The sequence below is a fragment of the Rhodococcus sp. PML026 genome (genome assembly GCF_000963615.1).
GTDB lineage: Bacteria > Actinomycetota > Actinomycetes > Mycobacteriales > Mycobacteriaceae > Rhodococcoides > Rhodococcoides fascians.
In genome coordinates this window covers 905,312-928,641 of sequence record NZ_KQ031376.1, presented here as the reverse complement: position 1 = coordinate 928,641, position 23,330 = coordinate 905,312, and the positions used below count along the sequence as shown (strand labels likewise).

The window sequence follows — 23,330 nt, the reverse complement described above, 5'->3', positions numbered from 1 at the left end:
CCCGGCACCGGTGAAGGGTGTGGGATATGCCGACCCGATTTTGGAGTCAGCGTGCTCGAGACGCGGCCAGAACGGTCATCGCAACTGGGCGTCGAACAACACCCTATTACGTGCAGCCGCGTTGCGAAACCTCACACGAGGGAGTTGCCATCGCTGGAACGCTCACAACGGGCCGAACCGACGTGCCTTGCGGCCGAAGCGGGGAGCGTGTTCGGTACGGCTACCGGGCACTGGATTGCGGTCGGTTCAACCGTCAACCGCCGACAATCGCAGCAGCGTAGCGTGTTTCGCCAGGCGCATTTGTGTATACACTGTTTCCACGCGGTTGAGGAGAAGCCCCGTAGTCAGGAAGTAGCGACTGCGAGATGTGCCCGACCGCGCTCTTCGACACCTGATGGTCCGAGACTCGTATTCTCGAGAACTGGTGTCAGAGGCAGCCGACAGTCTCCGGTCGCGAGCCGGTGGAGGTGGGCAATGGTGTTTCTACGGTCGGTGCACAGTGATCCGGAATCGATTCGATTGTCGTTCTGTGGGCCGGACAATCCCGAGGACGGCGCATTCGCGCTGTCCGTGGACGAACTCGTCGGCGGACCGGTCGTCATCCGCATCGTCGGGTCGATCGACAGATCGGCAATTCCGGTCATAGGCGAATGCGTGTCGGAGGCCATCGTGTGCGGGCGGTCGCTGGTCGTGGATCTGCTCGATGTCGAATTCGTCGACCCCGCAGTGGTTCCCGTCCTCTCGGCAGCTGCCTCGCGGCTCGCTGCACACCGGTGTCGCGCGATCGTCGCCTGTACACCCGAGCTGCAGCGACAACTCGATCCGAGTGGCGCTCACCTCGGTACGGAGTGCGTCCGCAGCGTCGCGGACGCCGTTCGAAGTGCGGTGAAACCGGCGAGATCCGAACAGGTTTCGAATTCCTGCACAGGCGAGACGCCTGCGCGGTCGGCGTGACCGGCAGTTCCGCACCGTGCACGATCGTCGCCGCGGTGTATCTCGCGGTGGTCGTCGGCGATCACTCGGGCGACAGCGCCCGATGAGTGCATGGGCAGTTCCCACGGTTGGAGTGGAGGAGGAGTTCTTTCTCGCCGACATCGACATGCTGCGTCCGGTGGCGGTCGGCCCCGGTGTCGTCGCGCATGCCCGAGCTGCGGGAATCGATGCCGTCTCGGAGCTGACCGAGGTACAGGTGGAGGCCAATTCGCCTCCGCTGCAGTGTCTTCGCGAATTTCGGGAGAACGTGATCTCCACCCGCGCCACGCTGTCGGCGGTGGCCCTGGCGCAGGGTGCCCACTTACTGGCGGCAGGCGTGTCGCCGGTTGCGCCTGCTGATCGTGGCCGCCTGCCCATCTCGGACGGCTCCCGCTATCGGCGTCTGGCCGAGACCTACGGGGCACTGGCAGAGAGCGTTGCCACGTGTGGGGGTCACATTCATGTCGAGGTGCCGGACAAGGAGACGGCGATCGGGGTATGCAATGTCGTGCGACCCTGGCTCCCGACACTTCTGGCCTTGACGTGCAACAGCGCTATACACGACGGCGTCGACACTCGGCACTCGAGTTGGCGTTCGACGGTGTGGGGCAGGTGGCCGACGGCTGGTCCGCCCCCTCACCTGAGTTCGACGGCGGAGTACGACGACCTGGTCGGCTCGATGATCGAGACCGGGATGATTCTCGACGAAGCATCGCTCTACTGGGATGTACGGCCCAGCTCCCACCAGCCGACGGTCGAGGTGCGGGTCGGCGACGTACCTGCCGTCGCCGAGGAGGTGGTGTTGTCCGCTGCACTGGTCCGCGGTCTCGTCGTCACGGCCCTTCGGTCCATCGACCGCGGCGAGCCGGCACTCGTCGTGGCCGGCAATCACCTCGCAGCGGCATACCACCGTGCCCGTATGGATGGATTGACCGGCGTCGCAGTGGATCCGAGCACCGGGAGACCGGTGTCGGCATCGAGTCTGCTCCGATCGCTCGTCCGCTACGTGGAACCGGCGCTGACCAGCACAGGCGACCTCCGCTGCGTGCAGACTTCTCTCGAACGTTTGACGCACCTCGGGAACGGCGCGCAACGCCAACGCCGGATCTTCTCGCGCAATGCAGACGCTACCGCCGTCGCTGCTCACGCAGCCCGTTTCACTACTGCCGAGTGGAACTCGCCGGTGGCACAGGACGCGGGTTGATCGCGGTGGCCGGCCTCGTCTGCAGGCGGCCCTGCCCGCGCCGCGACAATCGACCGATTCCGGGAAACGATCGACGATGCGACCGAAGGTGGTTATCGTGAAAGCCATGGCAAGCACTTCCGCCAGCATGCTTCGTGACGCCGGACTGAGGGTGACGCGTCCCCGAGAGTTGGTTCTCGATATCGTTGATGCACAACCGCATTCCGATACCGACACCATCTTGCGACTGGCGCGCGCCACCCTGCCCACGGTGTCGAAGCAGGCCGTGTACGACGTGCTCGATGCGTTGACTGCATCGGGTTTGGTTCGTCGTATCCGCCTCGCGGGTCACTCGGCACGTTACGAAACCAGAGTGGCAGACAATCATCACCACATCGTCTGCCGTTCCTGTGGTTTCATCGTCGACGCCGACTGCGCCACCGGTGAGCCACCGTGTGCACGACCCGCCCGAGATCACGGTTTCGTCCTCGACGAGGCCGAGGTGACCTACTGGGGAACGTGCCCCAGTTGTGCATCCGACCGATCGATCGCAGCCCGCGATCGTCCATCCACAATGCCCATCGGAAAGGACAATTCGTGACCTCCGACGCACGCCCACCCCACTCCGCCACCGAGACCGCCAGCACCAGCGAGAGCGAGAATCCGGTCATCGAGTCGCCGAAGCCCAAGGCGCACGCACCGCTGACGAACAAGGACTGGTGGCCGGAGCAGATGGACCTGTCCATCCTGCATGCGCATACCTCCAAATCGAACCCGTTCGGCGAAAAGCTCGACTACAAAGCGGAATTCGAGAAGCTCGACGTGGACGAGCTCAAAGCCGACGTCATCTCGGTGATGACCACTTCGAAAGATTGGTGGCCGGCCGACTACGGCCACTACGGCGGACTCTTCATTCGTATGAGCTGGCACGCCGCCGGCACCTACCGCACGTTCGACGGACGAGGCGGTGGGGGTCAGGGCGCGCAACGCTTTGCGCCACTGAACAGTTGGCCGGACAACGCCAACCTGGACAAGGCGCGTCGGTTGCTGTGGCCGGTCAAGCAGAAGTACGGCAACAAGATTTCGTGGGCCGATCTGCTGGTGTTCGCCGGTAACGCGGCGCTCGAGTCCATGGGGTTCGAAACGTTCGGATTCGGCTTCGGTCGGGAGGACATCTGGGAACCGGAAGAGGTCTTCTGGGGCCCCGAGGATCAGTGGCTGGGCACCGACAAGCGATACTCCGGCGAACGGGAGCTCTCCAAGCCCCTCGGTGCCACCACCATGGGCTTGATCTACGTCAATCCCGAAGGCCCCGAGGGAGAGCCGGATCCGGTGGCCGCGGCCCACGACATCCGGGAAACCTTCGCGCGGATGGCGATGAACGACGAGGAGACGGCGGCACTCATCGTCGGTGGACACAGCTTCGGTAAGACACACGGAGCCGGACCGGCCGACAAGATCGGGCCGGAACCCGAGGGTGCCCCCATCGAACAGCAGGGCCTCGGCTGGAAGAACGGTTACGGCAAGGGCAAGGCCGAGGACCAGATCACCAGCGGGCTCGAGGTGGTCTGGACGGAGACTCCGACGCAGTGGGGTAACGGCTACCTGAAGAATCTCTACGGATACGAGTGGGAGCTCACGAAGAGCCCTGCCGGCGCGTGGCAGTTCACTGCCAAGGACGGTGCCGGTGCGGGCACGATTCCCGATCCGTTCGGCGGTCCGGGCCGTGCCCCCACGATGCTCGTCACCGACATCTCCATGCGGGCAGATCCGGCGTACGAGAGGATCACTCGGAGGTGGTTGGATCACCCCGAGGAGCTCTCGCTCGCGTTCGCCAAGGCGTGGTACAAGTTGCTGCACCGCGATATGGGACCGGTGTCCCGGTACCTCGGGCCGTGGGTTCCCGAACCTCAGCTGTGGCAGGACCCGGTTCCATCGCTGGACGGTGACCTGATCGACGAGGCGGACGCATCTGCGCTGAAGTCGGCGATCCTCGACTCGGGCTTGACGATCGCTCAGCTCATCGGTGTCGCGTGGTCGTCGGTCAGCAGCTTCCGAGTCACCGATTACCGCGGCGGTGCCAACGGCGCTCGGGTTCGGCTCGAGCCACAGAAGAGTTGGGAGGCAAACGAACCCGAGGTCCTCCGCGAGGTGCTCGCAATCTTGGACGGTATACGCGAAAAGTTCGAGGGCTTGGCGGCCGGTGACAAGAAGGTCTCGCTCGCCGACGTCATCGTGCTGGCCGGCAACGCGGCCGTCGAGAAGGCCGCACGCGACGCCGGTTACGAGGTGACCGTCCCGTTCCGGCCGGGTCGCACCGACGCGACGCAGGAGCAGACCGACGTCGAATCGTTCTCGGTACTCGAGCCACGAGCCGACGGGTTCCGCAACTACATGGCTGCAGGGGAGAGCACTCCCGAGCAGGTGTTGTTCCTCGATCGCGCCTACATGCTGAATCTGACTGCGCCCGAGATGACGGTTCTTCTCGGCGGTCTTCGAGCCTTGGGGGCCAACCACGGTGGTTCGAGCCATGGAGTGTTCACCGATCGCCCCGGAGTTCTGAGCAACGATTTCTTCGTCAATCTGCTCGACTCCGACACCGAGTGGACGACGAGTGAGGACGGCACCTACGTCGGCACGGATCGTGGCTCCGGTAGCCAGAAGTGGACAGCGACATCCATCGACCTGGTGTTCGGGTCCCATTCACAACTGCGAGCGCTGTCGGAGGTGTACGCCCAGGTCGACAACGGTGGCAAGTTCGTCGACGACTTCGTGGCCGCGTGGGCGAAGCTGGCAGGCAACGATCGATTCGACATCCGGTAGCGCGGAGCCGATCACCGGGTGAGCCAGATGCGCCTTCTGGCAATGGCTTTGATTCGCGTCACCATGACAGGGCTGAGGCCGAACTCGCCGAACACGCTGCCGGGATCGCGGTCGAGGATCTCCAGCACGGCGCGGTAGTAGTCCTGAGTCGACATCGCGAAGGCGGACCGGATTTCGTCGTCCGGTCCGCCTCCGTGATTGACCCATCTCAGGGCGAAGTCGATCATGGCGCGGTCTGTGTCGGAGTAGAACGCTACCGGTCGCTCTGCCCCCGCAGAAGTACGTCGATTCGGCATAACACACCTCCTGGAACTGACTGTCGATCCGAAATTAGCACTGCTCGCGAACACGTGCCAAGGGTCCGGTATCTGCGATAAGGACCCGAATATCGGTCGTAAGCCCCGTGTTTGGACTGCCGTCGTGCGTGGAAGTCGATACACAGCTCGGCGTACGCGCCCGGGCCGTGCGGTCGAGCCAGGGGCCGGAGGTTCAACCCCTGCAGCCTCCGGCCCCGCGCCCACAGAACCAGTCGCTGAAACAATCCGGCGAACACCTTCGACGAATCAGGTACGGAGAGTGTGTGATGGACACCGATGCAGAACAGCGTCTAGCGACCGAGGCCGACGCCTCCTCGGTATGTAGGAAGATTGCCGACCTGGCACAGACGTACGACATCGCGATCGGCACCGCCGAATCGCTGACCGCCGGAAATCTCGCGGCCATGCTCGGCAAGGCACCGTCCTCGGGGCAGTGGTACCGCGGCGGAATCGTCGCGTACCACGAGAGCGTGAAGCACACGCTGCTCGAGGTCCCCGACGGCCCGGTCGTCAGCGAACAGGCCGCGACGGCGATGGCTCGATCGACGGCGTCGCTGGTCGGCGCACATCTGACGATCGCCGTCACCGGCGAAGCCGGGCCGCAGAGCCAGGAAGACCAGCCACCGGGGACGGTGTGGGCAGCGGTGTACGACCGCGGCGACGTGAGCACCGAATGCAAGCACTTCGAGGGTGAACCGGAAGAAGTTCTGGCCCGGACCATGGCGTTTTCCCTCGATACCCTGCTGCGCCACGCGCGGAAACGGGCCCACGGGTAGCTGACGCCGGGGGAGTGCAAACAACTGTTCGTCAACGAGATCGGAGCGCAGTATGAGTACCGATTCCAGTGTCCGAAGCCGTATTCAGCACGAGCTGGGTGTTCGGCCGTCGATCGACCCCGACGCGGAAATCCGCCGCCGGGTCGGTTTCCTCGCCGATTATCTGAGGGTCAGTGGCACAGCGGGTTTCGTGCTCGGCATCAGCGGGGGACAGGACAGCACCCTGGCCGGAAAGCTCGCTCGGCTGGCCGTTCGCGAGGCCGCGGAACTCGGTAACCAGGCCACATTCGTCGCGGTGCGTCTGCCGTACGGAACTCAGGCGGACGAAGCCGACGCCGTCGTCGCACTCGACTTCATCGAGCCGGACCGGACGGTCACTGTCGATATCCGCGACGCCGTCGACGCCTCGGCGCGCTCGGCCGCCTCGGCGCTGGATACTCCGCGTATCGCGGACTTCGTACGGGGCAACATCAAGGCGCGCGAACGCATGATCGCGCAGTACACGATCGCCGGCCAGGAGAATCTTCTGGTGGTGGGTACCGATCACGCGGCCGAGGCGGTGACGGGCTTCTTCACCAAATACGGTGACGGAGGCGCGGACGTCACTCCGCTGAGCGGTCTCACCAAAAGCCAAGGTGCGCAGCTCTTGCGGCACCTGAACGCACCGGAATCGACGTGGCGCAAAGTGCCGACAGCCGACCTCGAGGACGACCGTCCCGCGCTCCCGGACGAACAAGCACTCGGCGTCACCTACGCACAGATCGACGCATACCTGCAGGGCGGACCCGTCGACGACGATGCGGTGGACACCATCGAGCGCTGGTTCGACAAGACCCGGCACAAGCGCGCCATGCCGGTGGGGCCGGACGATCGGTGGTGGCGCACGGCCGTCGACTGCCGGCCCTGAGGCACCGTCGACGAGACGTTATCGACGGCGGTGGATCCGGGGCAGTAGGAACCAGAACGCGACGGCCGTCGACGCCACGACAGCGGCCGCGGAGGCTGCGGCGCGCACACCGAGCACTATCTCGAACGTCAGGGCGGCAGCACCCACCAGTGTCACTCCCAACATGGCGAGACCGCTGATGGCGAGTATGTTGCCGACGCGCACTATGACCCCTATTGCACGCTGCCGGAACAGGAGTCGGTGCATGCTGACGGGAGCCACCAACAGGATCGTCGCAAGCATCGACGCCGACACCGTCATCAGATAGACTACGTGGCCGGCCGTGGACAGCCCGTCGAAGCGGGCCTGGAACGGCAGGGTCAACAAGAACCCGGTCAGAAGTTGTACACCGGTCTGTACGACACGGAGTTCCTGTAGCAACGACGACCAATTGCGATCCAACTGCTGAGTGGGAGTTTCGTTGCGCGCTTTGTCGTTCCACGCACGGTGGTCCTCGTCCTCGTCCTCGTCCTCGTCACCCGTCGTCATCGACCAAGACTAGTGCGATCTCGACGGGTAGGCGGTGGAAATCGGACCGGTTCACGCAGTGTGTACATCCGCGGTCGACGTGCCGGTCGCACACTCTGGACACCCGGCACCGGACTCGGACGAGCCCGATGCCCCGGTTACGGACTTCCTCAGCGACGAACCGACGGACTCGAGGGCCGAATCGATATCGGTGAAAATCGGAATCGCAGCATCGAGTCCAACCAGATGCATCGGCCGCCCCGTGGTCGGCCCGGATGCAACCACCACCAACGAGGTTGAGCAGCATGCCTTTCGGCGAGCTGCGATGAGCACGCTCATGCCGACGGAGGCCAGGAAGGACACCCCCGACAGATCGACGATCACGGCTGCCGGCGCTGCCGTGACCGCTTGTTCGATGTGGTGGGCGAGATCGGAGGCGGTCGCGAGATCCACTTCTCCGTTGACCCGCAGAACAATTGCGTTGTCATGGTGTTCGCTGGTAATGCCGAGCCCGAGCAATTCGTTGTGTTTCATGGGGGGTCACCGTCCTTACCCTGTTCAGTGGCATGTTCGTCGAACAGCGCACTGCGGCGTAACCGAGACCGGCAAGGATTGCAGAACCGAGGCGAACCCGGTGCGAGCGGCGCTGTCGACTGCGGGCAGGGGCTACACCACGCTGTCCGAATCATACCCACTGTTCGTTTCTTCGTGCAGGCCGGTTCGAGAGTTCGAATGTTCGGCAACCGACTCGATCATCGCCGACGCAATCTCGCTGACCTTGATGTTTCTGTTCTGCGACTGCTCGGACAGCAGGGCGAACGCGTCGTCGGCGGAGATTCCGCGCATCGCCATGATGATTCCTTTCGCCTGGTCGATGTCAGCTCTCGTTTTCATCGCTGTCCGCAGGCCGGTGATTTCTCGTTCGGCCGACCGGGCGCGCTCGGTGATCGCGATGACGGTCTCGATCGAGGTGGCGAGCAGGGCCACCGAGACCTCGTCGAGTGGGTCGAAGCCGTCGGCACCCGTCCCGTAGATGTTCAGCGACCCGTGGCGGTGCTCGTCGGGCGTCAGCGGGGCCGACAAATAGCTGTGGACGCCCAGATCGGCCACTGCGGCAGCGAAGCGAGGCCAGCGAGCTACTGCCTCGTGCGCCTGTGCGCGAACCATACGTCCGCTGCGGATGGCGTGCAGGCAGGGGCCTTGACCAGCGCGATACTGGTCGGAATCGATGTCGTGCACAGCGGGGTCGGTGGACGCCACGGTTCGCGGTCGGCCGGTGTCGTCGAGCATGGTGATGCCGACGAGATCCGCGTCGGGAACCACGGCTGCGACCTCGGAGCACACGGCTTGAAGAACGGCATCGACGTCGGCACCGGTCAGGATCTTCCCCTTGATTCGGCGCAACGCTTGGATGTATTGCCCGATCCGGGCGAACGCCGAACCCGAGGCGTCCGGTGCGTCGTGAAGACGGTCGTCTTCGATGGAAAAGTCACTCATCTGGTGGGCTCGTTTCGGTCGGGCCCCCGCATGGACAGCAGGCAGCCACTCGTCAACTCCCGGCCCCGACTCGACCGAACGGGGTCATAATATACAGAGCCTCGCGGGTGCATTCGCACCTGTCCCGAGCGCACGCCCGCGGCCCCGCCGAACGCAGGGGTGGTCGCATCCAGGCCCGAGTCGGGGTATCCTACACAGTGATTGGGTGGAGACCACGCCCGCAGAATCGACTGCGGTACGAACCACGATCTTCCCCTGCCACAGTCTTCGATCTGTGGAGGTCAATGCCCATGATTCCCGAATCCTCGTCGTTTTCGATGTCCGTCGACCGCGGAGACGACGGCCCCATCGTCGTCTCGGTGCAGGGCGCACTCGAGATCCCCGGCAATACCCGCCTGTTGGCAGACTGCCTGGCGGGGTCCGTGCTCGCCTACCGACCGATGGTGGTCGACCTGGTCGGTGTCACCGAGATCGGTGATGCCGCAACCACGTACATCGTCGACGCGGCCCATCGGCTGTTGTGCCGTGGGTTTCGCCTCACCGTCGTCCTGGCCTCCTCCGCTGCCGACCGTAATGTGCGACGGCTCAGCGAACGTGTGCACGTCGAGCGTGCCGGCTCGCTCGGTCGGGTCGTCGGCGCGGCGACGACGCCTTCGCGACCTCGAGTCGCTGCAGTGGACGCACTGCAGGGGACTTACCTGTAGGTCGATAGCACCGCGGCCCTCGTGCGGACGGTGCTGCGGAAAGCCGTGTGTACCCGGATGTTCCGCCGGTGTCCGTCGTCGAGGCGTGAAGAAGTCGCGGTCCCGGCCTGTGTATCGAGTTCTAAACCCTTGCAGTGCAATGTGTTTGCTGCGAATTTCGGCGGGTAGCCGGATCGAGTCACCTGCTCGAACTTCGACCCGAACTGGAGTCCCTATGTTCCGACACACCGACTACCTACAATTCGATGCCAAGCCCGAGAAGCCGGATCCTGTGTACGCACACAAGCTTCAGGAGCTCATCGGTGGTGCATTCGGCGAGATGACCGTGACCATGCAGTATCTGTTCCAAGGCTGGAACTGTCGCATGGAGGGCAAGTACAAGGACCTGATCATGGACATCGCGACCGAAGAAATGGGTCACGTGGAGATGCTGGCCACCATGGTCGCTCGTCTGCTCGAAGGTGCACCGGCCACCGAGTCGACCAAAGCCGCTGCTACCGATCCCGTGGTAGCGGCAGTGATGGGCGGCATGGACCCGCAGCAGGCGATCGTGTCCGGCGGCGGTGCGCTCCCGGCGGATTCCAACGGCTATCCGTGGAACGGTCGGTACATCATCGCCAGTGGCAACCTGCTCGCAGATTTTCGTGCGAACGTTGCCGCCGAGGCGCAAGGGCGGCTGCAGACCGCGCGTCTGTACAACATGACCGACGACCCGGGCGTCAAGGCCATGCTGCAGTTCAATCTCGCTCGCGATACGCACCATCAGAACCTGTGGCTCGCTGCCATCGAAGAGCTGCAAGCCGACGGACTCGAGGACGTCGTAGCACCGAGTGCACTTCTCGACGAGGAGGCATCCGAGCACGCAACCGATCTGTGGCACCTCTCGGACGGTGAGTTCTCCTCGACCGGTGGCTGGGCGAATCGGCTTGCGCCCGACGGCAAACGGCAGATGGGGTTCCTCGCCGATCCGCAGCCTCTGGGCGGGAAGGCATCCGCGCCTGCACCCGATCCGAAGTTGTACGCGACGTACGACGGGGCCAAGGGAGATCCCGCGTCGGCCGCACTGGGTACCGAGAAGGGCGTCATGGGGAAGATCAAGGACGCCCTGGATCCCGACGAGAAGTAGGCCCGAACTCCCTGTGCCGCACAGCAGTTGCGACGCGAATATCGCGTCGCAACTGCTGCGGTCAGCTGACTACGTCCCGCAGAACGTTCGGAACCCTGCGCTGAAGTCGACGGGCGCGGGTCCGGCGTACTGCGACAGCTCGTCCCGACCGTCGAACGGATTCGTCACGACCGACAACAAGCGGTCGAAGGGCGCGAGGTCGCCCTCGGTCGCTGCTGCCAGCGCCGCGTCGACCATGTGGTTTCGAGGAATGTAGGCGGGGTTCACTCGGTCCATGGCGTCCGAGACGGACCGGAGGTCGTGGCCCCGCTCGAGCACCGCTGCGCGCCATCGTTCGAGCCACGGTGCAGCTGCCTCGTGCGGTACGAGTGACGCAAAATCTGCGTCGTTGCCCCGCAAATTTTCCGCCAACGCGCGGAAGGTCAGGGTCCAGTCGGCACGATGATCCCGCAGAAGCACGTGCAGTTCGTCGAGGAGACTGCCGTCCGGTTCGATCGCATCGAGGCCGAGCTTGGCGGCCATCAGGTTCTCGTAGTGCTGTCGGTAGCGATCACCGTAGGAGTCCAACACCGTCGTCAGCGCGCTGATGGCGCGGTCCGGAACCGAATCGACCAGCGGCAGTAGTGTTTCGCCGAATCGTGCCAGGTTCCAACCCAGGACGGCGGGTTGGTTGCCGTACGCGTAGCGGCCGCCGTGATCGATCGAGCTGAAGACCGTTGCAGGATCGTAGGCGTCGATGAACGCGCACGGCCCGTAGTCGATCGTCTCACCGGAGATCGTCGTGTTGTCGGTGTTCATGACGCCGTGCACGAAGCCGACGGACATCCACTGCGCCACCAACTGTGCTTGCCTGTCGACGACGGCCTCGAAGAATGCGAGGTATCGACTCTCCGCGCCCTCTGCCGGGAGTTCGGCAAGCTCGGAATAATGACGTGCGATGACATAGTCGGCGAGGTTCTGCGCGAGACCCTCGCGACGGGCCGCGAACTCGAAGGTACCTACGCGCAGGTGGCTCGAGGCAACCCGAGCCAGCACTGCGCCGGGCTGCGGACCTGCCTCTCGAACCACCTGCTCACCCGTCGTGACGACGGCCAACGACCGAGTGGTCGGGATGTGCAGAGCGTGCATGGCCTCACTGATCAGGTACTCGCGCAGCATCGCACTCACCACCGCGCGCCCGTCTCCGCCGCGGGAGAACGGCGTGGCACCGGAGCCCTTGAGATGCAGATCGACTCGTCGGCCGTGTTCGTCGTGCAGCTCGCCCACAAGTAGTGCTCGACCGTCGCCCAGCAACGGCACGAATCCGCCGAACTGATGACCGGCGTACGCCATCGCCGAGGGGGTCGAATCGGCCGGTGAGACAGCCCCGGACAACACGCCTGCGCCCTGCTCGGAGCGCAGCATCGACGGGTCGAGCCCCAGTGACCTGGCGAGGTTCTCGTTGAGGATCAGCACCCGCGGATTCGGTGCAGGTGCGCCCTGCCACGGCACCGTGAAGCCGGGAACGTCGTCCACCAACGTTGACTCCAGTCCCCATGACGGCGGGACCGATGAAGGCGGATTGTCGGACGCAGCTACCGGTCCCGTCGCGAATTCACTCATACTCCAGGGGTACCACGAGATCGGGTAATCACACCGATCTGCGTGGAATCACGACTCGGCACCTGCCCCGCGTCCACTCAGTCCGTCTGAGCCTGTGGCTGGTTCTGTGTGATGCAGTGAATTCCGCCCCCGCGGGCGAAGAGTGGCCGAGCGTCGACGGTGACGACGGTGCGGCCCGGGTATGCCGCCGACAGAATGGCAGCAGCCTCTTCGTCCGCGGGATCGCCGTAGCTGCAGGCGATCACACCGTCGTTGACGACGTAGTGGTTGATGTAGCTGTAATCGACGAAGCCCTCCTCGTCACGGAGAATCTCCGGTGCCGGAACTTTCACGATGGTCCATTTCTCACCGCGTGCGTCTGTGCTGTTCTCGAAGATCTCGAACACGGCCTTGCTGATGTCGTGATCGGGGTGTTCGGGATTGCGTTGGTCGTGCACCAGAACGACGCCGGGCGAGGGGATGGCAGCGACGATGTCGACGTGGCCTCGGGTTCCGAACTCGTCCGCGTCACGGGTGAGTCCACGAGGAAGCCAGATCACCGTGGTGGCGCCGATCGTGCGGGCAAGTTCGGCCTCGACATCGGCCTTCGACAGCGTGGGATTGCGACCGGGATCGAGTTGTACCGTCTCGGTGACGAGAACCGTTCCCAGTCCGTCCACCTGAATACCGCCGCCCTCGTTGACGATCGGTGAATCGATCATCTCGGCACCGGACTTCTCGACGACGAGCGCGCCGATCTTCGAGTCCTTGTCCCAGCGCGCCCAGTCCTGCGCGCCCCAGCCGTTGAACACCCAGTCGACGCCGCCGACACGGCCGTCCTCGGACAGCACGAACGTGGGCCCGATGTCGCGCATCCAGGCGTCGTTCAACGGTGCCTCGAGGATGTCGATGGGGAAAGCGCTCTCGAAAGTCAGATACGTGCGTGCGACGGCACTTTCGGCGGGGTCGACGACGACGGTGACCGGCTCGAATCGTGCGACGGCTCGCGCGACCTCGGCCCACGTGGTGCGAGCCTCGTGGTGCTCCTCGGGCGTGTCACCGAGCGAATACCCCTCGCACGGATAGGCCATCCACGTCCGTTCGTGCCGAGCGCCTTCCGCTGGCATCCGCCACTGCATCACTGCCTCCCACGCGCAGCGGCGGGCATGTCGTGGCCGATTGTCGACACGATGTCCGCGGCGGTGCGGTGACCCATGCGGATTGCGCCGTCGACGTGTTGGTAGCCCTCCGCGGCGATGTCGGAGCAGGAGAAGTGAATCGGGCCGACGGGGGTGCGGCTGTCCTTGCCGTAGCGGTGCAGACCCCCCAGATCGAAGCTGGCCGCGTACGCACCACGGGTCCATTCTTCCGAACCCCAGTCCGACTCGTAGTAGACGACCGGCTCGGTTGCCTTGGGCCCCAGGTAATGTGCGATCGATTCGAGGATCTTCGCGCGGCGCTCCTGCTCGTCGAGCTCGAACATCGCGTCTGCCTTGGCGTCGGACACGAAGCCGACCAGTGTTCCGCGGCTGTCCTGATGGTTGGTGTTGTCGTACACCTCCTGCACGATCTCGGAGGCACCGAAGCCGGTCCCCGACAGCCCGTCCTCGCGCCAGAACGGGGTGTCGTAGACGGCATGGACTTTGATCACCAGTCCGAGGGACTGATGCTGGTGCATCTGATGCTGGCGACGCGGGAGTGGCGGGTCGTAGGAGATACGCAAGTACAGGTTCGGCGGAACGGCGAGAACGACCCGCTTGGCGTGTACCTCGATGTCGCCGTCGGCGAATACTGTTGCGCCGTCGGAGTTCCACCGCACCGTTCGCACCGGCGCGGCGAGGATGACGTCGTCGCCGAGGGCGGCCGCCATGCGGATCGACACCTGCTGCATGCCACCGACGACGCGCTTGTCGAGGATGAAGTTCTCGTCTACCAAGTGCGAGAACGATCCCGCCGATGCGGCCATCAAGACTGCTTGCAGTGCCGAGAACGCGTGCGCAGGTTTGGTGAGCATGCCACCGGCGATGAACATGCCGATGTTTCCTCGTGCCTCGGCATCGTCGGACTCACGAATCAGCCACTGCTCGAACGAGATCGTGTCCAGTTCACGCGCCAGCGGGTGCGCCCACGGCTCCTCGGGGCCGACCTGGGCGGCCAAGTCGTCGAGCAGTGCGACGAGTCGGTCCATCTCTTTCTCGGTCGTCTCGTCGACGGGGAACGAGTCACCCGAGTAACGGGTGCGCTCGCCCGCGGCGGAGATGTAGACGGACTCGCCCTCGCGGTATCGGTCGAACGTCTCGAGGCCGAGCTCACCGATCAGCGCGATGAGAGATTCCTGATCGGGTGAGACCCACTGACCGCCGATTTCGAGGCTCGCACCGTCGATGGTGTTCGTCCAGGTACGTCCTCCGACGCGGTCACGCGCTTCCAGCACGGCGACGGACAATCCTGCTTTGCGGAGCTCGGTTGCTGCGGCCAGGCCGGAAGGGCCGGCCCCGACGATAGCGACGTCGCGTTCCAGAGTGGGCACTGTCGGGCTCCTTTGGTTGCATTACTGCTGATTCGGCCGTGCGATCTCGATTCTGTCCGGGATCGGCCCGAAAGCACACGCGACGAATTGGCTACTCCCGCGAGATCGCACGCTACATTTCGGCCAACAGGTCCTGTGCTCTCCGTCGTCGCGACGGCACCCCGGTGACCCGGCCTAGGACTGGGCTTTGCTGAATTCTTCGGACCCGGCTTTTTCCGCGCGTGACCGTTCTGCGCTGTGCTGGCGCCGGAGCATTTCTCGGTGGCCGTACGTAGCGTTGAGGATGTCGCTGCGATCGGACACCGACGAGCCCACTGCTCCAGCGACCGTGCCCAACGACGCCGCCAACCAGGCCAGTGACAGGTAGTCCGCCGTATTTGCTTCTCGCCCGATCTGAGCGGTGAGGAACTCGGGCGAGATCACCACGGCAGCAGAGAGCAACACGACCGCGAACAGAACGGCATACATACACAGCACGCCGGCCACGACGGTGCCGAGAGTGGCAGAGTTGTATATCCAGCGATCGGTGGTCGAGGAGCGGAACCGTCGGTGCTCCCAGAGGCCGTGCGGAAAGATCAGCCACACCGTGATGGCCACGATGGCGGCGACGCCGATCAGTGTGAGCCGGGCAGGTGTCATCGAGGCCGCCATCTGCCAGATGCTCGCGTAGAACACACCGAACGCCGACGCGGCGCTCGCGGCCGCGAGCACGCTCGACAGTGCGGGGACGAGACGCCACGGCCGATTGCAGCGAATCATGCCCATGATCATGCGTGTTCGGCCGAACATGCCGGGAGTGAGCAGGATTCGCTCGCCGCCACCGTCAGGGTCGGGGCCCGGAGCCCACTTGGACATCGACCGTCGCAGGTGTGGCCGCGAGGCAGTATCGCTGCGGAGGAGATCGTGCACGATGGCGATGGCCACCGCCACAGCGCGACGCCGTACTCCTATGGTGCCGAACGAGGGTACGTACAAAGCACCGGTCGAACCGTCACGCAATTCGGCGACGACGGGGCTGGCCCCGACGCGTCGCGGAACCTCGGAGATGCAGAGCACCAGGTCGAATGTGTTGGTGGCCTGAATGGCCTCCAGCCACTGACCCAACGGCGCAGAACCTGCCTCGGTGGGAGGCAGCGTGACTGCGGGCCGGGCCGTGTCCAGTCGGGCATCGGTTCCGTCGATCGTGATGGTGGGCGGAAGTTCCTGTTCGATGGCGGCCGCTATCGTCGACGCGAATCCCTCGTCGGCCACCAACCCGATCGTGATCGTTCGTTGTCCTTCGCTTTCGGCCCCCGAGCCGTTGTCTGTCTTGTCGAAAACCATCTTGTCGCGGTACCCCGGACCAGGCGCCCTCACACACCGAGCCGACGTCAGCACACGGGTTCGGGTTCACCATTCGAGATCTGGAAGCGGCTGTGCAGTGCGTCCAGTTGGCGGTGCAATTCGTACAGCGCCTGCTTCTGAGCGCGGGCCTCGTCGGTGTGCCACTTCGCGCTGCGGGGGTCGCCCACCCGGAAGGCCTTGTGGGCGTAGTTCTCGGAGACCTCGATTCGGCTCGATGTCGACGCAATTTCGGCCGCGAGCATGTTGGCGAACACACGGGCCTGAGCCACATCCGAACTGTCCGGCACGGCAATCCTCTCTGAACGTGGCGTGATACTCGCGATCACCATAACGGACCTGAAAAAGACCGCTGGATCGGTTTTCGCGCACAAACCATGCGACATAGACGAGACGCCAGTGCCTCTGCCGAAACGGGTAGTAGTCTGCTGTTCGTGCCCGCGACCCCGGACGGATCCGCAGCCCTGCGCGGGTCTGCCGTCGGCGCTCTGACGGCAACGATCACCGCCACCGCGCACGCATTCGGCGGAGGTATGTTCCCCTCCGACGCCGCGATCGTCCTGTTGGCACTGGTGTGCGCGGGACTCGGTTACGCCGCAGGCGCAGTGCCGATCGTCATCGCGCCTCGCCTGCAGCTGATGGCGACGCTGGCCGCTGCGCAGACGATCGGACACGTGCTGCTGACGATCGTCGACGGCGATCACCACGGTTCGGTGCTGACGCAGCAGATGCTTGCGGCCCACGCGATCGCGATCGTCGTCGGCGCGGTGATCGTGCACGGGGCCGAGCGTGGGATCTCGCACGCAGCCACCGTTGTTCGTCGAATACTCCCGATCCTGGCAATTCTCGTCGTCGACGACTCGCAGAGTGCCGCCCCGCTTCCGCTGTATCGCACACCCGGCGTCCACCGGCTCCTCGATCTCTCGGGCTCCGGGAACCGCGGACCGCCTGCCGCGTCGTACTGACCGCAGCCTCCCACCTACCGCTCCTGCACCGCGGGGGCGAGCAGAGCTGCGGCAATTTCTTCACGCGCACAGCACGATTCGCTCGACATCGAGTCGACCCGTGCCCACGGCGCGCGCCCACCCCTGCCTTCACGAAACGAGCTCTCATGTCCACACCGGAAAAGGAACGCGTCGCCGATCCTTCCCCGCCCACCCGTCCGTCCGGCCCGCGCAGCTGGCGTCCGCTGATTCTTCGTCTGCACTTCTACGCGGGCATACTCATCGCACCGTTCATCCTGATCGCCACCGTCAGCGGCGGCCTCTACGCCGTCGCCCCGACCATCGAACGACTCGTCTACCGCGACTATCTGCACGTCGACTCCACCGGACCGGCTGTCCCGGTCGCTCAACAGATCCGAGCCGCTCAGGCCGAGAGGCCGGATTTGACCGTGTCGGCCGTGCGACCCGCTGCCGAAGTCGGCGACACCACCCGAGTGCTGTTCACCGACCCGACCCTCGGCGAATCGCGACGACTGGCCGTCTTCGTCGATCCCGCCACGGCGTCACCGGTGGGTGAACTTGCCGTCTACGGCTCCTCGAGCGCCTTGCCGGTCAGAACGTGGATCTCGGAATTGCACCGACACCTGCACCTCGGTGAACCGGGCCGGATCTACAGCGAACTGGCCGCATCGTGGTTGTGGGTGATCGCGCTCGGCGGCCTGTACCTGTGGATCGATCGCTACCGACGCAACCGAGACCGGGCGACACTGCTCACCTTCGATCGTGAATCGAAGGGCCGCAACCGGTCCTTGAACTGGCATGGCGTAGCCGGTATCTGGATCGCCGTAGGTCTGATCTTCCTCTCCGCCACCGGACTCACGTGGTCCACCTACGCGGGTGCGAACGTCACCGACCTCCGTGCGGCGCTGAGCTGGACGACCCCCGCCGTCGCCACGACCATCGGTTCTTCCGACGCGGCGACCATGGGGGATCACTCGGGGGATCACTCCGGACACGGCGACAGTTCCATGGACATGTCGGCCGGTGCGTCGGCGACAGACAACAACGTCGGCCGCATCGATTCGGTGCTCGATACTGCCGCAGCGAACGGCATCGACGGTGCGGTGGAGGCATCGATCCCGGCGTCGGACGACGTGGCGTTCGTCGTCGCCGAAACCCGTCAGCCCTGGGTGATGTCGAACAACTCGATCTCGATCGACGGCAGCACCGGCGCGGTGATCGACACCCAGTACTTCGCCGACTGGCCGGTGGCAGCCAAGCTGGCGGCCTGGGGAATTCAGTTGCACATGGGCACGCTGTTAGGTGTGGCCAATCAGATTGCCCTGGTTGGGCTTTCACTCGCCTTGGCATCGGTCATCATGCGCGGCTACATAATGTGGTGGAAGCGTCGACCCACGAAGAGCGCTGGACTCACCGCAGGCCGGCCGCCTCTGCGTGGGGGACTGCGCCGCATCTCGCCGATCTTTGCGGTGCTCCTCGCCACGGCTGCCGTGGCCGTCGGCTGGTTCCTGCCCATGTTGGGGCTCAGCCTGGTCGCCTTCCTGGCGGTCGACTTCATGGTCGGATACGTCAGGCGGCCCGCGCACTGACGCGAGGAGGACGACGCGCTCTCGCCGGTCGGTCCGATTGTTTCTGCCGCCCTCGGGATACTCGGAGACCATGCCCGAAGGTGACACCGTCCATGCGCTCGCCGCGCGATTGCGGCGAGCGCTGGACGGCGTCACGCTACGGGCAGGGCGACTGAACGTGCCCGCACACGCCGTCGAGAATCTCGCCGGGCGAACCGTCGTCGCGCACCGGACGCACGGCAAGCATCTGTTCACCGATTTCGACGACGACACCACGCTGCACACCCACCTCCGCATGACGGGATCGTGGACGGTGGTGCGAGCCGGCCGCTCGATACCGCGGCGGGTGCAGCCCGATGTCCGCGTGCGGCTGGCCGCGGTGGACGGGCCGACCGCATACGGAATCCTGTTGCCGGTCGTCGACTACGGGTACACGGCCTCGATGAATGCGCTGGTCGCGCATCTGGGACCGGACCCATTGCATGCCGAGTTCGACACCGATCGTGCGGCATCGAACATCCTCGCGCAGGGTTCTCGGCCGATCGTCTCGACCCTCCTGGATCAGCGGGTCATCGCGGGGCCCGGAAATCTATGGGCGAACGAGCTGTGTTTTCTGCGTGGACTGTGGCCCTGGGCTCCGTCGGCAGGCGTCGACGCGGAGAAATTGGTGACTCTGCTCGAGCGGGCGATGCGGCATTCGGCGAGCACCCCCGGGGCCATGCAGGTCACCACCGGCGACACTCGTCGCGGCCGGACCCACTGGGTTGCCGGTCGGGCCGGTAAACCGTGTCTGCGGTGCGCGACCGTCATTCGTGTCGAGGCCGACGTGCCGAACGACCCCGATCGACGTCGAACATGGTGGTGTCCGCACTGCCAACCGGAGCCAGGGCGTTGACCGCGGGCAGGGTCAGAACGTCGAGTTCGTCGGGTGGTCGGCGTCGACGAGATCGCGAGCGACGGTGTGCAGGGGAAGGTTCTGTTGCTGCGATAGTTTCGCCAGTAGGTCGAACGCCTGTACTGCGTCGAGGTCGTAGCGTTCCATGATCATGCCTTTTGCCTGGCCGATGATGTCCCGGCTGGCCAAGCCGGTCCGGAATTGCTCGGTGTCGCGGGCACTGAGCATTGCGATGGCAGCATGCGCAGACAAGGCCTCCCCGATCGCTACCGCATCGGCGTCGAACGCTCCGGTGACGTCGCTGTACAACACCAGGGCCCCGAGGTCATCGGCGTTGCTGTAGAGCTGAAAGGCCGAGAGCGACTTGAAACCGGCCTCGATGGCCATCGCAGCGAACTGCGGCCATCGCGGTTCGGTTGCCAGATCGTAGGACACTACGACGTCGAGGTGACGGACCTCGGTGGGAATCGGACCTTCGTCGAGTTCGTACTGCAACCGACACAGCTTCTCGGCGATCGGGTCCGTCGATGCGACGACAGTGCGCTCACCCTTGTTCACCGTGGTGATGCATCCGGTGGTTGCGCCCGGAATGAGCCGAATCGCCATTCGGAGAATCTCACTCAACGTCTGCGGCATCGACCGATGCGTGTCGCGCAGCGATCGAGCGAACTGCGCGAGCGACAGTGCTTCGGACGTTCGAGACGTGTCTTGCTCGGCCGGTGAATCAGTCATTCACACGATCCTCTCGCGCGGTGGACCGTCGACGTCGTCGCGTCGGCGAGATCCTCGATCGTGCGCCTGCTTCTGGACGCCCTGTCCCGACCTCGAGGCCGGATCAATGGATTTTATACGGTTCGCGATGCGGTGGTCCGGTGAGTATCGCGGCGCATCATCGCGGGATGCACGAAGGGCCGCCGATCATTCGATCGACGACCCTTCCGGGGCTGCTGGTTACTTGAAGGTGTCCTTGATGTTCTCGCCGACCTTTTTGACGCCGGCCGAACCCTGATCCTTCTTGCCCTCGGCCTCGAGGTCCTTGTTGTTGGTTGCGTCGCCGACAACTTCCTTCGCCTTGCCGATGGCGTCCTCTGCTGCGTTCTTGGCCTTGTCGATGAAGCTCATGGCGAGTTCCTTTCTCGGTTCGGGTTGTTCTCGAAGGGTTGGTCGGAGCTCGACCGACGAAGCGCACGTCCAGATCGTGAGAGCTGGGTCACACCGAAAGCCGGAGCGTCGACGTTTCCGCAGGCTCGTCGCTGGCTACATTCGACCGATGATGGTCGCGAAGGTGGACAACTTCCAGCGCAGGCACCCCTCGGCAGGTTTCCCGCTGGCGGTGCTCTACAAATTCATGGACGACCGGGGCGGCTACCTCGCGGCATTGATCGCCTACTACTCGTTCCTGTCGCTGTTTCCCCTTCTGCTGCTGTTCACCACGCTGCTGGGAATCGTGCTGGCCGGAGACCCGGAGCTGCAGACCCGCATCATCGACTCGGCGATGAGTCAGATCCCGGTCATCGGTGACCAGCTCGGTCAACCGGACCGCCTCAGTGGCGGAACCACGGCCATCGTCATCGGCGTCGTCGGGTCGCTGTACGGCGGACTCGGAGTGTCGCTGGCCGTGCAGTACGCGATGAACACCGCGTGGTCGGTGCCGCGCAACGAGCAACCGGACCCCATCAAGGGTCGGCTGCGCGGATTGTTGCTGCTCAGCACTGTCGGCACCGCGATCATCGGACTGACGGTGCTGAACGGCGTCGCATCCTCGGGCGTGTTCGGGTTCGCCGGTGGTGCGCTCGCACTTGTCGGAGCGGTGGTGGTCAACGCCGCCGTCTTCACCGCGGCCTTCCGAATCGGCACCGCGCGGGACCTGAGCGTGCGAGACGTGCTCCCCGGCGCAGCGATCGCGGCGGTCGTCTGGCAGGCGCTGCAGTCGTTCGGCGGCATCTACATCCGCTACGTCGTGGGCAACGCGAGTGCAAGCAACGGCATCTTCGCCATCGTCCTCGGTCTGCTCGGTTTCCTGTACGTCGCGTCGGTACTGATCGTGCTGTGCATCGAGATCAACGCCGTGCGCGTAGACCACCTGCATCCCCGGGCTCTGCTGACGCCGTTCACCGACAACGTCGAACTCACCGAGGGTGACAAGAACTCCTACACCGGTCAAGCAGAAGCGCAGCGTAACAAGGGATTCCAAGACATCACCGTCACGTACGACGAGCCGAATTCGGTGGTGGACGAGGACTCGTCGAGCACGCGAGGCGACTGATCGGCTCCGCAAACGCGCGCGCGTTTGCGAGAACGGGAGCGGCGGGGCCGGGGCGGGGACTGATCGTGGCTCCGCAAACGCGCGCGCATTCGCTGGATGCGCGCGGAATAGCTGGGCGATCGGGCACTATTCCGCGCGCGGATGGCAAACGCGCGCGCGTTTGCGAGGACCGGGGCGGCGAGGACCGGGGCGGCGGGGCCGGAGCGGGGACTGATCGGGAACTGGGGCTGATCGGGCTGAATCGAGTCGTCGCCGGCCGGTCGGAAAAGTTTTCGGAATTATTTCGCGAAAGCGCATGCGCAAGCGCTTGTATTGGTCGTACGCTCCTGCAATCGAGCGACGCGACCTGCGTAGCGAGGACAAGGGAGTCCAGATGTTCAATCACCGTCGGAAGACCACGCTGACGATCGGAACCGCGTTGATGGCCGGTTCCCTCGTACTCGGACTGACTGCATGCAGTGGTTCGGATTCGGACAGCGTCAAGGTCGGACTCATCACCAAGACGGATTCCAATCCGTACTTCGTGAAGCTTCGTGAGGCAGCTCAGGCCAAGGCCGACTCCAGTGGAGCCGAATTGGTCGCTCTCGCAGGTGCATTCGACGGTGACAACGAGGGTCAGGTCGCGGCGATCGAGAACCTGGTCGGCCAGGGTGTCAAAGGCATTCTGATCACCCCGAACTCCTCCACCGGAGTCCTCGACGCGATCAAGAAGGCACGCGACGCAGGCGTCGTCGTCATCGCCCTCGACACGGCCACCGATCCCGAGGACGCGGTGGACGCGACGTTCGCCACCGACAACAAGGCGGCAGGCGTCAGCCAGGGCGAATGGGTCAAGGGCACGTTGGGAACCACTGCGCCCCAGGTCATCATGCTCGACGGCACCGCGGGCGGCACCGTCGACACGTTCCGTCACGACGGCTTCCTCGAAGGAATGGGCTTGACCGACAGCTCTCCCGAGATCGTCGGCCAGGAAAACACCAACGGCGACCAGACCAAGGCGCAGACGGCCATGGAGAACCTGCTGCAGCGCGCTCCGGGCGTCAATGCGCTCTACACGATCAACGAGCCCGCCGCGGCGGGTGCGTACCAGGCAATCCAGTCCGCAGGCCGCGCCGATCAGATCACCATCGGCTCGATCGACGGTAGCTGCACCGGTATCGCGAACGTCAAGTCCGGCATCATCGGTGCGACGGTGCTGCAGTTCCCGGCGAAGATGGCCGAGCAGGGCGTCGACGCTGTGGTCAAGTTCGCCCAGGACGGCACCAAGCCCAGTGGCTTCAACGACACCGGTTCTCAGCTGGTCACCGACAAGCCTGTTGCCGGAATCGAATCCCAGGACACCGCATGGGGCGAAGCGAATTGCTGGGGCTGA

Annotated in this window: 24 protein-coding genes; 13 read left to right on the top strand and 11 right to left on the bottom strand. The window is 64.7% G+C overall.

Features of this window, described 5'->3' with window-relative positions:
• Nucleotides 1-474 precede the first annotated feature (474 nt).
• The 4 genes from VF34_RS23915 to katG all read left to right on the top strand — a co-directional run bounded on the left by VF34_RS23915 (nt 475) and on the right by katG (nt 4,978).
• On the top strand, nt 475-954 hold the full coding sequence (locus VF34_RS23915) for an STAS domain-containing protein (RefSeq protein ID WP_052063090.1): 480 nt from the start codon (nt 475-477) through the stop codon (nt 952-954).
• An 82-nt stretch (nt 955-1,036) separates the two neighbouring features.
• Entirely contained in the window at nt 1,037-2,176 is a 1,140-nt protein-coding gene (locus tag VF34_RS23910; RefSeq protein WP_045842084.1) for a carboxylate-amine ligase, read from the top strand.
• A gap of 106 nt (nt 2,177-2,282) precedes the next feature.
• Nucleotides 2,283-2,756: a Fur family transcriptional regulator gene (locus VF34_RS23905; RefSeq protein ID WP_045842162.1), complete on the top strand. Its 474-nt coding sequence runs from the start codon at nt 2,283-2,285 to the stop codon at nt 2,754-2,756.
• Nucleotides 2,753-4,978, top strand: coding sequence for a catalase/peroxidase HPI (gene katG / locus VF34_RS23900; protein WP_032374865.1), 2,226 nt, complete (start codon nt 2,753-2,755; stop codon nt 4,976-4,978). The genes VF34_RS23905 and katG overlap by 4 nt, the downstream gene beginning before the upstream one ends.
• 11 nt (nt 4,979-4,989) lie before the next feature.
• On the opposite strand, the gene VF34_RS23895 is transcribed toward katG, so the two are convergent.
• Nucleotides 4,990-5,274: a DUF3263 domain-containing protein gene (locus VF34_RS23895; protein ID WP_045842083.1), complete on the bottom strand. Its 285-nt coding sequence runs from the start codon at nt 5,272-5,274 to the stop codon at nt 4,990-4,992.
• 287 nt (nt 5,275-5,561) lie between these two features.
• Here VF34_RS23895 and VF34_RS23890 point away from each other — a divergent pair, with 287 nt between their 5' ends.
• Nucleotides 5,562-6,071 (top strand): CinA family protein, encoded by a 510-nt coding sequence (locus tag VF34_RS23890; RefSeq protein ID WP_032374864.1) that lies wholly within the window; start codon nt 5,562-5,564, stop codon nt 6,069-6,071.
• 52 nt (nt 6,072-6,123) lie between these two features.
• Nucleotides 6,124-6,978, top strand: a complete 855-nt coding sequence (gene nadE / locus VF34_RS23885; RefSeq protein WP_032374863.1) for an ammonia-dependent NAD(+) synthetase — start codon at nt 6,124-6,126, stop codon at nt 6,976-6,978.
• Between the two features lie 18 nt (nt 6,979-6,996).
• On the opposite strand, the gene VF34_RS23880 is transcribed toward nadE, so the two are convergent.
• The 3 genes from VF34_RS23880 to VF34_RS23870 form a co-directional block, all read right to left on the bottom strand.
• On the bottom strand, nt 6,997-7,506 hold the full coding sequence (locus tag VF34_RS23880) for a DUF6328 family protein (protein ID WP_032374862.1): 510 nt from the start codon (nt 7,504-7,506) through the stop codon (nt 6,997-6,999).
• A gap of 51 nt (nt 7,507-7,557) precedes the next feature.
• The gene (locus tag VF34_RS23875) at nt 7,558-8,019 is read right to left on the bottom strand and encodes an STAS domain-containing protein (protein ID WP_052057047.1); all 462 of its coding nucleotides are present in this window, start codon (nt 8,017-8,019) and stop codon (nt 7,558-7,560) included.
• Nucleotides 8,020-8,151: 132 nt separating this feature from the next.
• Entirely contained in the window at nt 8,152-8,982 is an 831-nt protein-coding gene (locus tag VF34_RS23870) for a GAF and ANTAR domain-containing protein (protein WP_052061267.1), read from the bottom strand.
• Nucleotides 8,983-9,272: 290 nt separating this feature from the next.
• Between VF34_RS23870 and VF34_RS23865 the strand changes: the two genes are divergently transcribed.
• Together VF34_RS23865 and VF34_RS23860 are read left to right on the top strand one after the other, a co-directional pair.
• Entirely contained in the window at nt 9,273-9,686 is a 414-nt protein-coding gene (locus VF34_RS23865; RefSeq protein ID WP_032399250.1) for a hypothetical protein, read from the top strand.
• A 214-nt stretch (nt 9,687-9,900) separates the two neighbouring features.
• Nucleotides 9,901-10,812: a manganese catalase gene (locus VF34_RS23860; RefSeq protein WP_032369153.1), complete on the top strand. Its 912-nt coding sequence runs from the start codon at nt 9,901-9,903 to the stop codon at nt 10,810-10,812.
• A gap of 69 nt (nt 10,813-10,881) precedes the next feature.
• On the opposite strand, the gene VF34_RS23855 is transcribed toward VF34_RS23860, so the two are convergent.
• The 5 genes from VF34_RS23855 to VF34_RS23835 form a co-directional block, all read right to left on the bottom strand.
• Complete coding sequence (locus tag VF34_RS23855; RefSeq protein ID WP_032374860.1) at nt 10,882-12,414, bottom strand: protein adenylyltransferase SelO; 1,533 nt, start codon at nt 12,412-12,414, stop codon at nt 10,882-10,884.
• A gap of 77 nt (nt 12,415-12,491) precedes the next feature.
• Complete coding sequence (locus tag VF34_RS23850; RefSeq protein ID WP_032374859.1) at nt 12,492-13,532, bottom strand: agmatine deiminase family protein; 1,041 nt, start codon at nt 13,530-13,532, stop codon at nt 12,492-12,494.
• On the bottom strand, nt 13,532-14,923 hold the full coding sequence (locus VF34_RS23845) for a flavin monoamine oxidase family protein (RefSeq protein ID WP_045842082.1): 1,392 nt from the start codon (nt 14,921-14,923) through the stop codon (nt 13,532-13,534). The genes VF34_RS23850 and VF34_RS23845 overlap by 1 nt, the downstream gene beginning before the upstream one ends.
• A gap of 174 nt (nt 14,924-15,097) precedes the next feature.
• Nucleotides 15,098-16,246, bottom strand: coding sequence for a hypothetical protein (locus VF34_RS23840; protein ID WP_052063088.1), 1,149 nt, complete (start codon nt 16,244-16,246; stop codon nt 15,098-15,100).
• 47 nt (nt 16,247-16,293) lie between these two features.
• A complete protein-coding gene (locus VF34_RS23835) occupies nt 16,294-16,536 on the bottom strand; it encodes a hypothetical protein (RefSeq protein ID WP_156158554.1) in 243 nt (80 codons plus the stop codon).
• Between the two features lie 162 nt (nt 16,537-16,698).
• On the opposite strand from VF34_RS23835, the gene VF34_RS23830 reads away from it, so the two are divergent.
• From VF34_RS23830 to VF34_RS23820, 3 genes are all read left to right on the top strand, one after another.
• The gene (locus tag VF34_RS23830) at nt 16,699-17,229 is read left to right on the top strand and encodes a hypothetical protein (protein WP_045842081.1); all 531 of its coding nucleotides are present in this window, start codon (nt 16,699-16,701) and stop codon (nt 17,227-17,229) included.
• 146 nt (nt 17,230-17,375) lie between these two features.
• Nucleotides 17,376-18,818 carry a PepSY-associated TM helix domain-containing protein gene (locus VF34_RS23825; RefSeq protein WP_032374857.1) on the top strand — a complete coding sequence of 481 codons (1,443 nt, stop codon included), beginning with the start codon at nt 17,376-17,378 and terminating at the stop codon, nt 18,816-18,818.
• A 70-nt stretch (nt 18,819-18,888) separates the two neighbouring features.
• Nucleotides 18,889-19,692, top strand: coding sequence for a DNA-formamidopyrimidine glycosylase family protein (locus tag VF34_RS23820; protein WP_032374856.1), 804 nt, complete (start codon nt 18,889-18,891; stop codon nt 19,690-19,692).
• 12 nt (nt 19,693-19,704) lie between these two features.
• Here VF34_RS23820 and VF34_RS23815 read toward each other — a convergent pair whose 3' ends face one another.
• Both VF34_RS23815 and VF34_RS23810 read right to left on the bottom strand, forming a co-directional pair.
• The gene (locus tag VF34_RS23815) at nt 19,705-20,424 is read right to left on the bottom strand and encodes a GAF and ANTAR domain-containing protein (protein WP_032374855.1); all 720 of its coding nucleotides are present in this window, start codon (nt 20,422-20,424) and stop codon (nt 19,705-19,707) included.
• 219 nt (nt 20,425-20,643) lie between these two features.
• Entirely contained in the window at nt 20,644-20,814 is a 171-nt protein-coding gene (locus tag VF34_RS23810; protein ID WP_027495724.1) for a CsbD family protein, read from the bottom strand.
• 151 nt (nt 20,815-20,965) lie between these two features.
• On the opposite strand from VF34_RS23810, the gene VF34_RS23805 reads away from it, so the two are divergent.
• Both VF34_RS23805 and VF34_RS23800 read left to right on the top strand, forming a co-directional pair.
• Nucleotides 20,966-21,958: a YihY/virulence factor BrkB family protein gene (locus VF34_RS23805; RefSeq protein ID WP_027495725.1), complete on the top strand. Its 993-nt coding sequence runs from the start codon at nt 20,966-20,968 to the stop codon at nt 21,956-21,958.
• A gap of 373 nt (nt 21,959-22,331) precedes the next feature.
• Entirely contained in the window at nt 22,332-23,330 is a 999-nt protein-coding gene (locus VF34_RS23800; protein ID WP_027495727.1) for a substrate-binding domain-containing protein, read from the top strand.

Bases quoted from the DNA above. Each gene is read 5' to 3' on its own strand.
- VF34_RS23915 (WP_052063090.1), top strand. From the start codon at position 475: ATGGTGTTTCTACGGTCGGTGCACAGTGATCCGGAATCGATTCGATTG.
- VF34_RS23910 (WP_045842084.1), top strand. From the start codon at position 1,037: ATGAGTGCATGGGCAGTTCCCACGGTTGGAGTGGAGGAGGAGTTCTTT.
- VF34_RS23905 (WP_045842162.1), top strand. From the start codon at position 2,283: ATGGCAAGCACTTCCGCCAGCATGCTTCGTGACGCCGGACTGAGGGTG.
- VF34_RS23895 (WP_045842083.1), bottom strand. From the start codon at position 5,274: ATGCCGAATCGACGTACTTCTGCGGGGGCAGAGCGACCGGTAGCGTTC.
- VF34_RS23890 (WP_032374864.1), top strand. From the start codon at position 5,562: ATGGACACCGATGCAGAACAGCGTCTAGCGACCGAGGCCGACGCCTCC.
- nadE (WP_032374863.1), top strand. From the start codon at position 6,124: ATGAGTACCGATTCCAGTGTCCGAAGCCGTATTCAGCACGAGCTGGGT.
- VF34_RS23880 (WP_032374862.1), bottom strand. From the start codon at position 7,506: ATGACGACGGGTGACGAGGACGAGGACGAGGACGAGGACCACCGTGCG.
- VF34_RS23875 (WP_052057047.1), bottom strand. From the start codon at position 8,019: ATGAAACACAACGAATTGCTCGGGCTCGGCATTACCAGCGAACACCAT.
- VF34_RS23870 (WP_052061267.1), bottom strand. From the start codon at position 8,982: ATGAGTGACTTTTCCATCGAAGACGACCGTCTTCACGACGCACCGGAC.
- VF34_RS23865 (WP_032399250.1), top strand. From the start codon at position 9,273: ATGATTCCCGAATCCTCGTCGTTTTCGATGTCCGTCGACCGCGGAGAC.
- VF34_RS23860 (WP_032369153.1), top strand. From the start codon at position 9,901: ATGTTCCGACACACCGACTACCTACAATTCGATGCCAAGCCCGAGAAG.
- VF34_RS23855 (WP_032374860.1), bottom strand. From the start codon at position 12,414: ATGAGTGAATTCGCGACGGGACCGGTAGCTGCGTCCGACAATCCGCCT.
- VF34_RS23850 (WP_032374859.1), bottom strand. From the start codon at position 13,532: ATGCAGTGGCGGATGCCAGCGGAAGGCGCTCGGCACGAACGGACGTGG.
- VF34_RS23840 (WP_052063088.1), bottom strand. From the start codon at position 16,246: ATGGTTTTCGACAAGACAGACAACGGCTCGGGGGCCGAAAGCGAAGGA.
- VF34_RS23825 (WP_032374857.1), top strand. From the start codon at position 17,376: ATGTCCACACCGGAAAAGGAACGCGTCGCCGATCCTTCCCCGCCCACC.
- VF34_RS23820 (WP_032374856.1), top strand. From the start codon at position 18,889: ATGCCCGAAGGTGACACCGTCCATGCGCTCGCCGCGCGATTGCGGCGA.
- VF34_RS23815 (WP_032374855.1), bottom strand. From the start codon at position 20,424: ATGACTGATTCACCGGCCGAGCAAGACACGTCTCGAACGTCCGAAGCA.
- VF34_RS23810 (WP_027495724.1), bottom strand. From the start codon at position 20,814: ATGAGCTTCATCGACAAGGCCAAGAACGCAGCAGAGGACGCCATCGGC.
- VF34_RS23805 (WP_027495725.1), top strand. From the start codon at position 20,966: ATGGTCGCGAAGGTGGACAACTTCCAGCGCAGGCACCCCTCGGCAGGT.
- VF34_RS23800 (WP_027495727.1), top strand. From the start codon at position 22,332: ATGTTCAATCACCGTCGGAAGACCACGCTGACGATCGGAACCGCGTTG.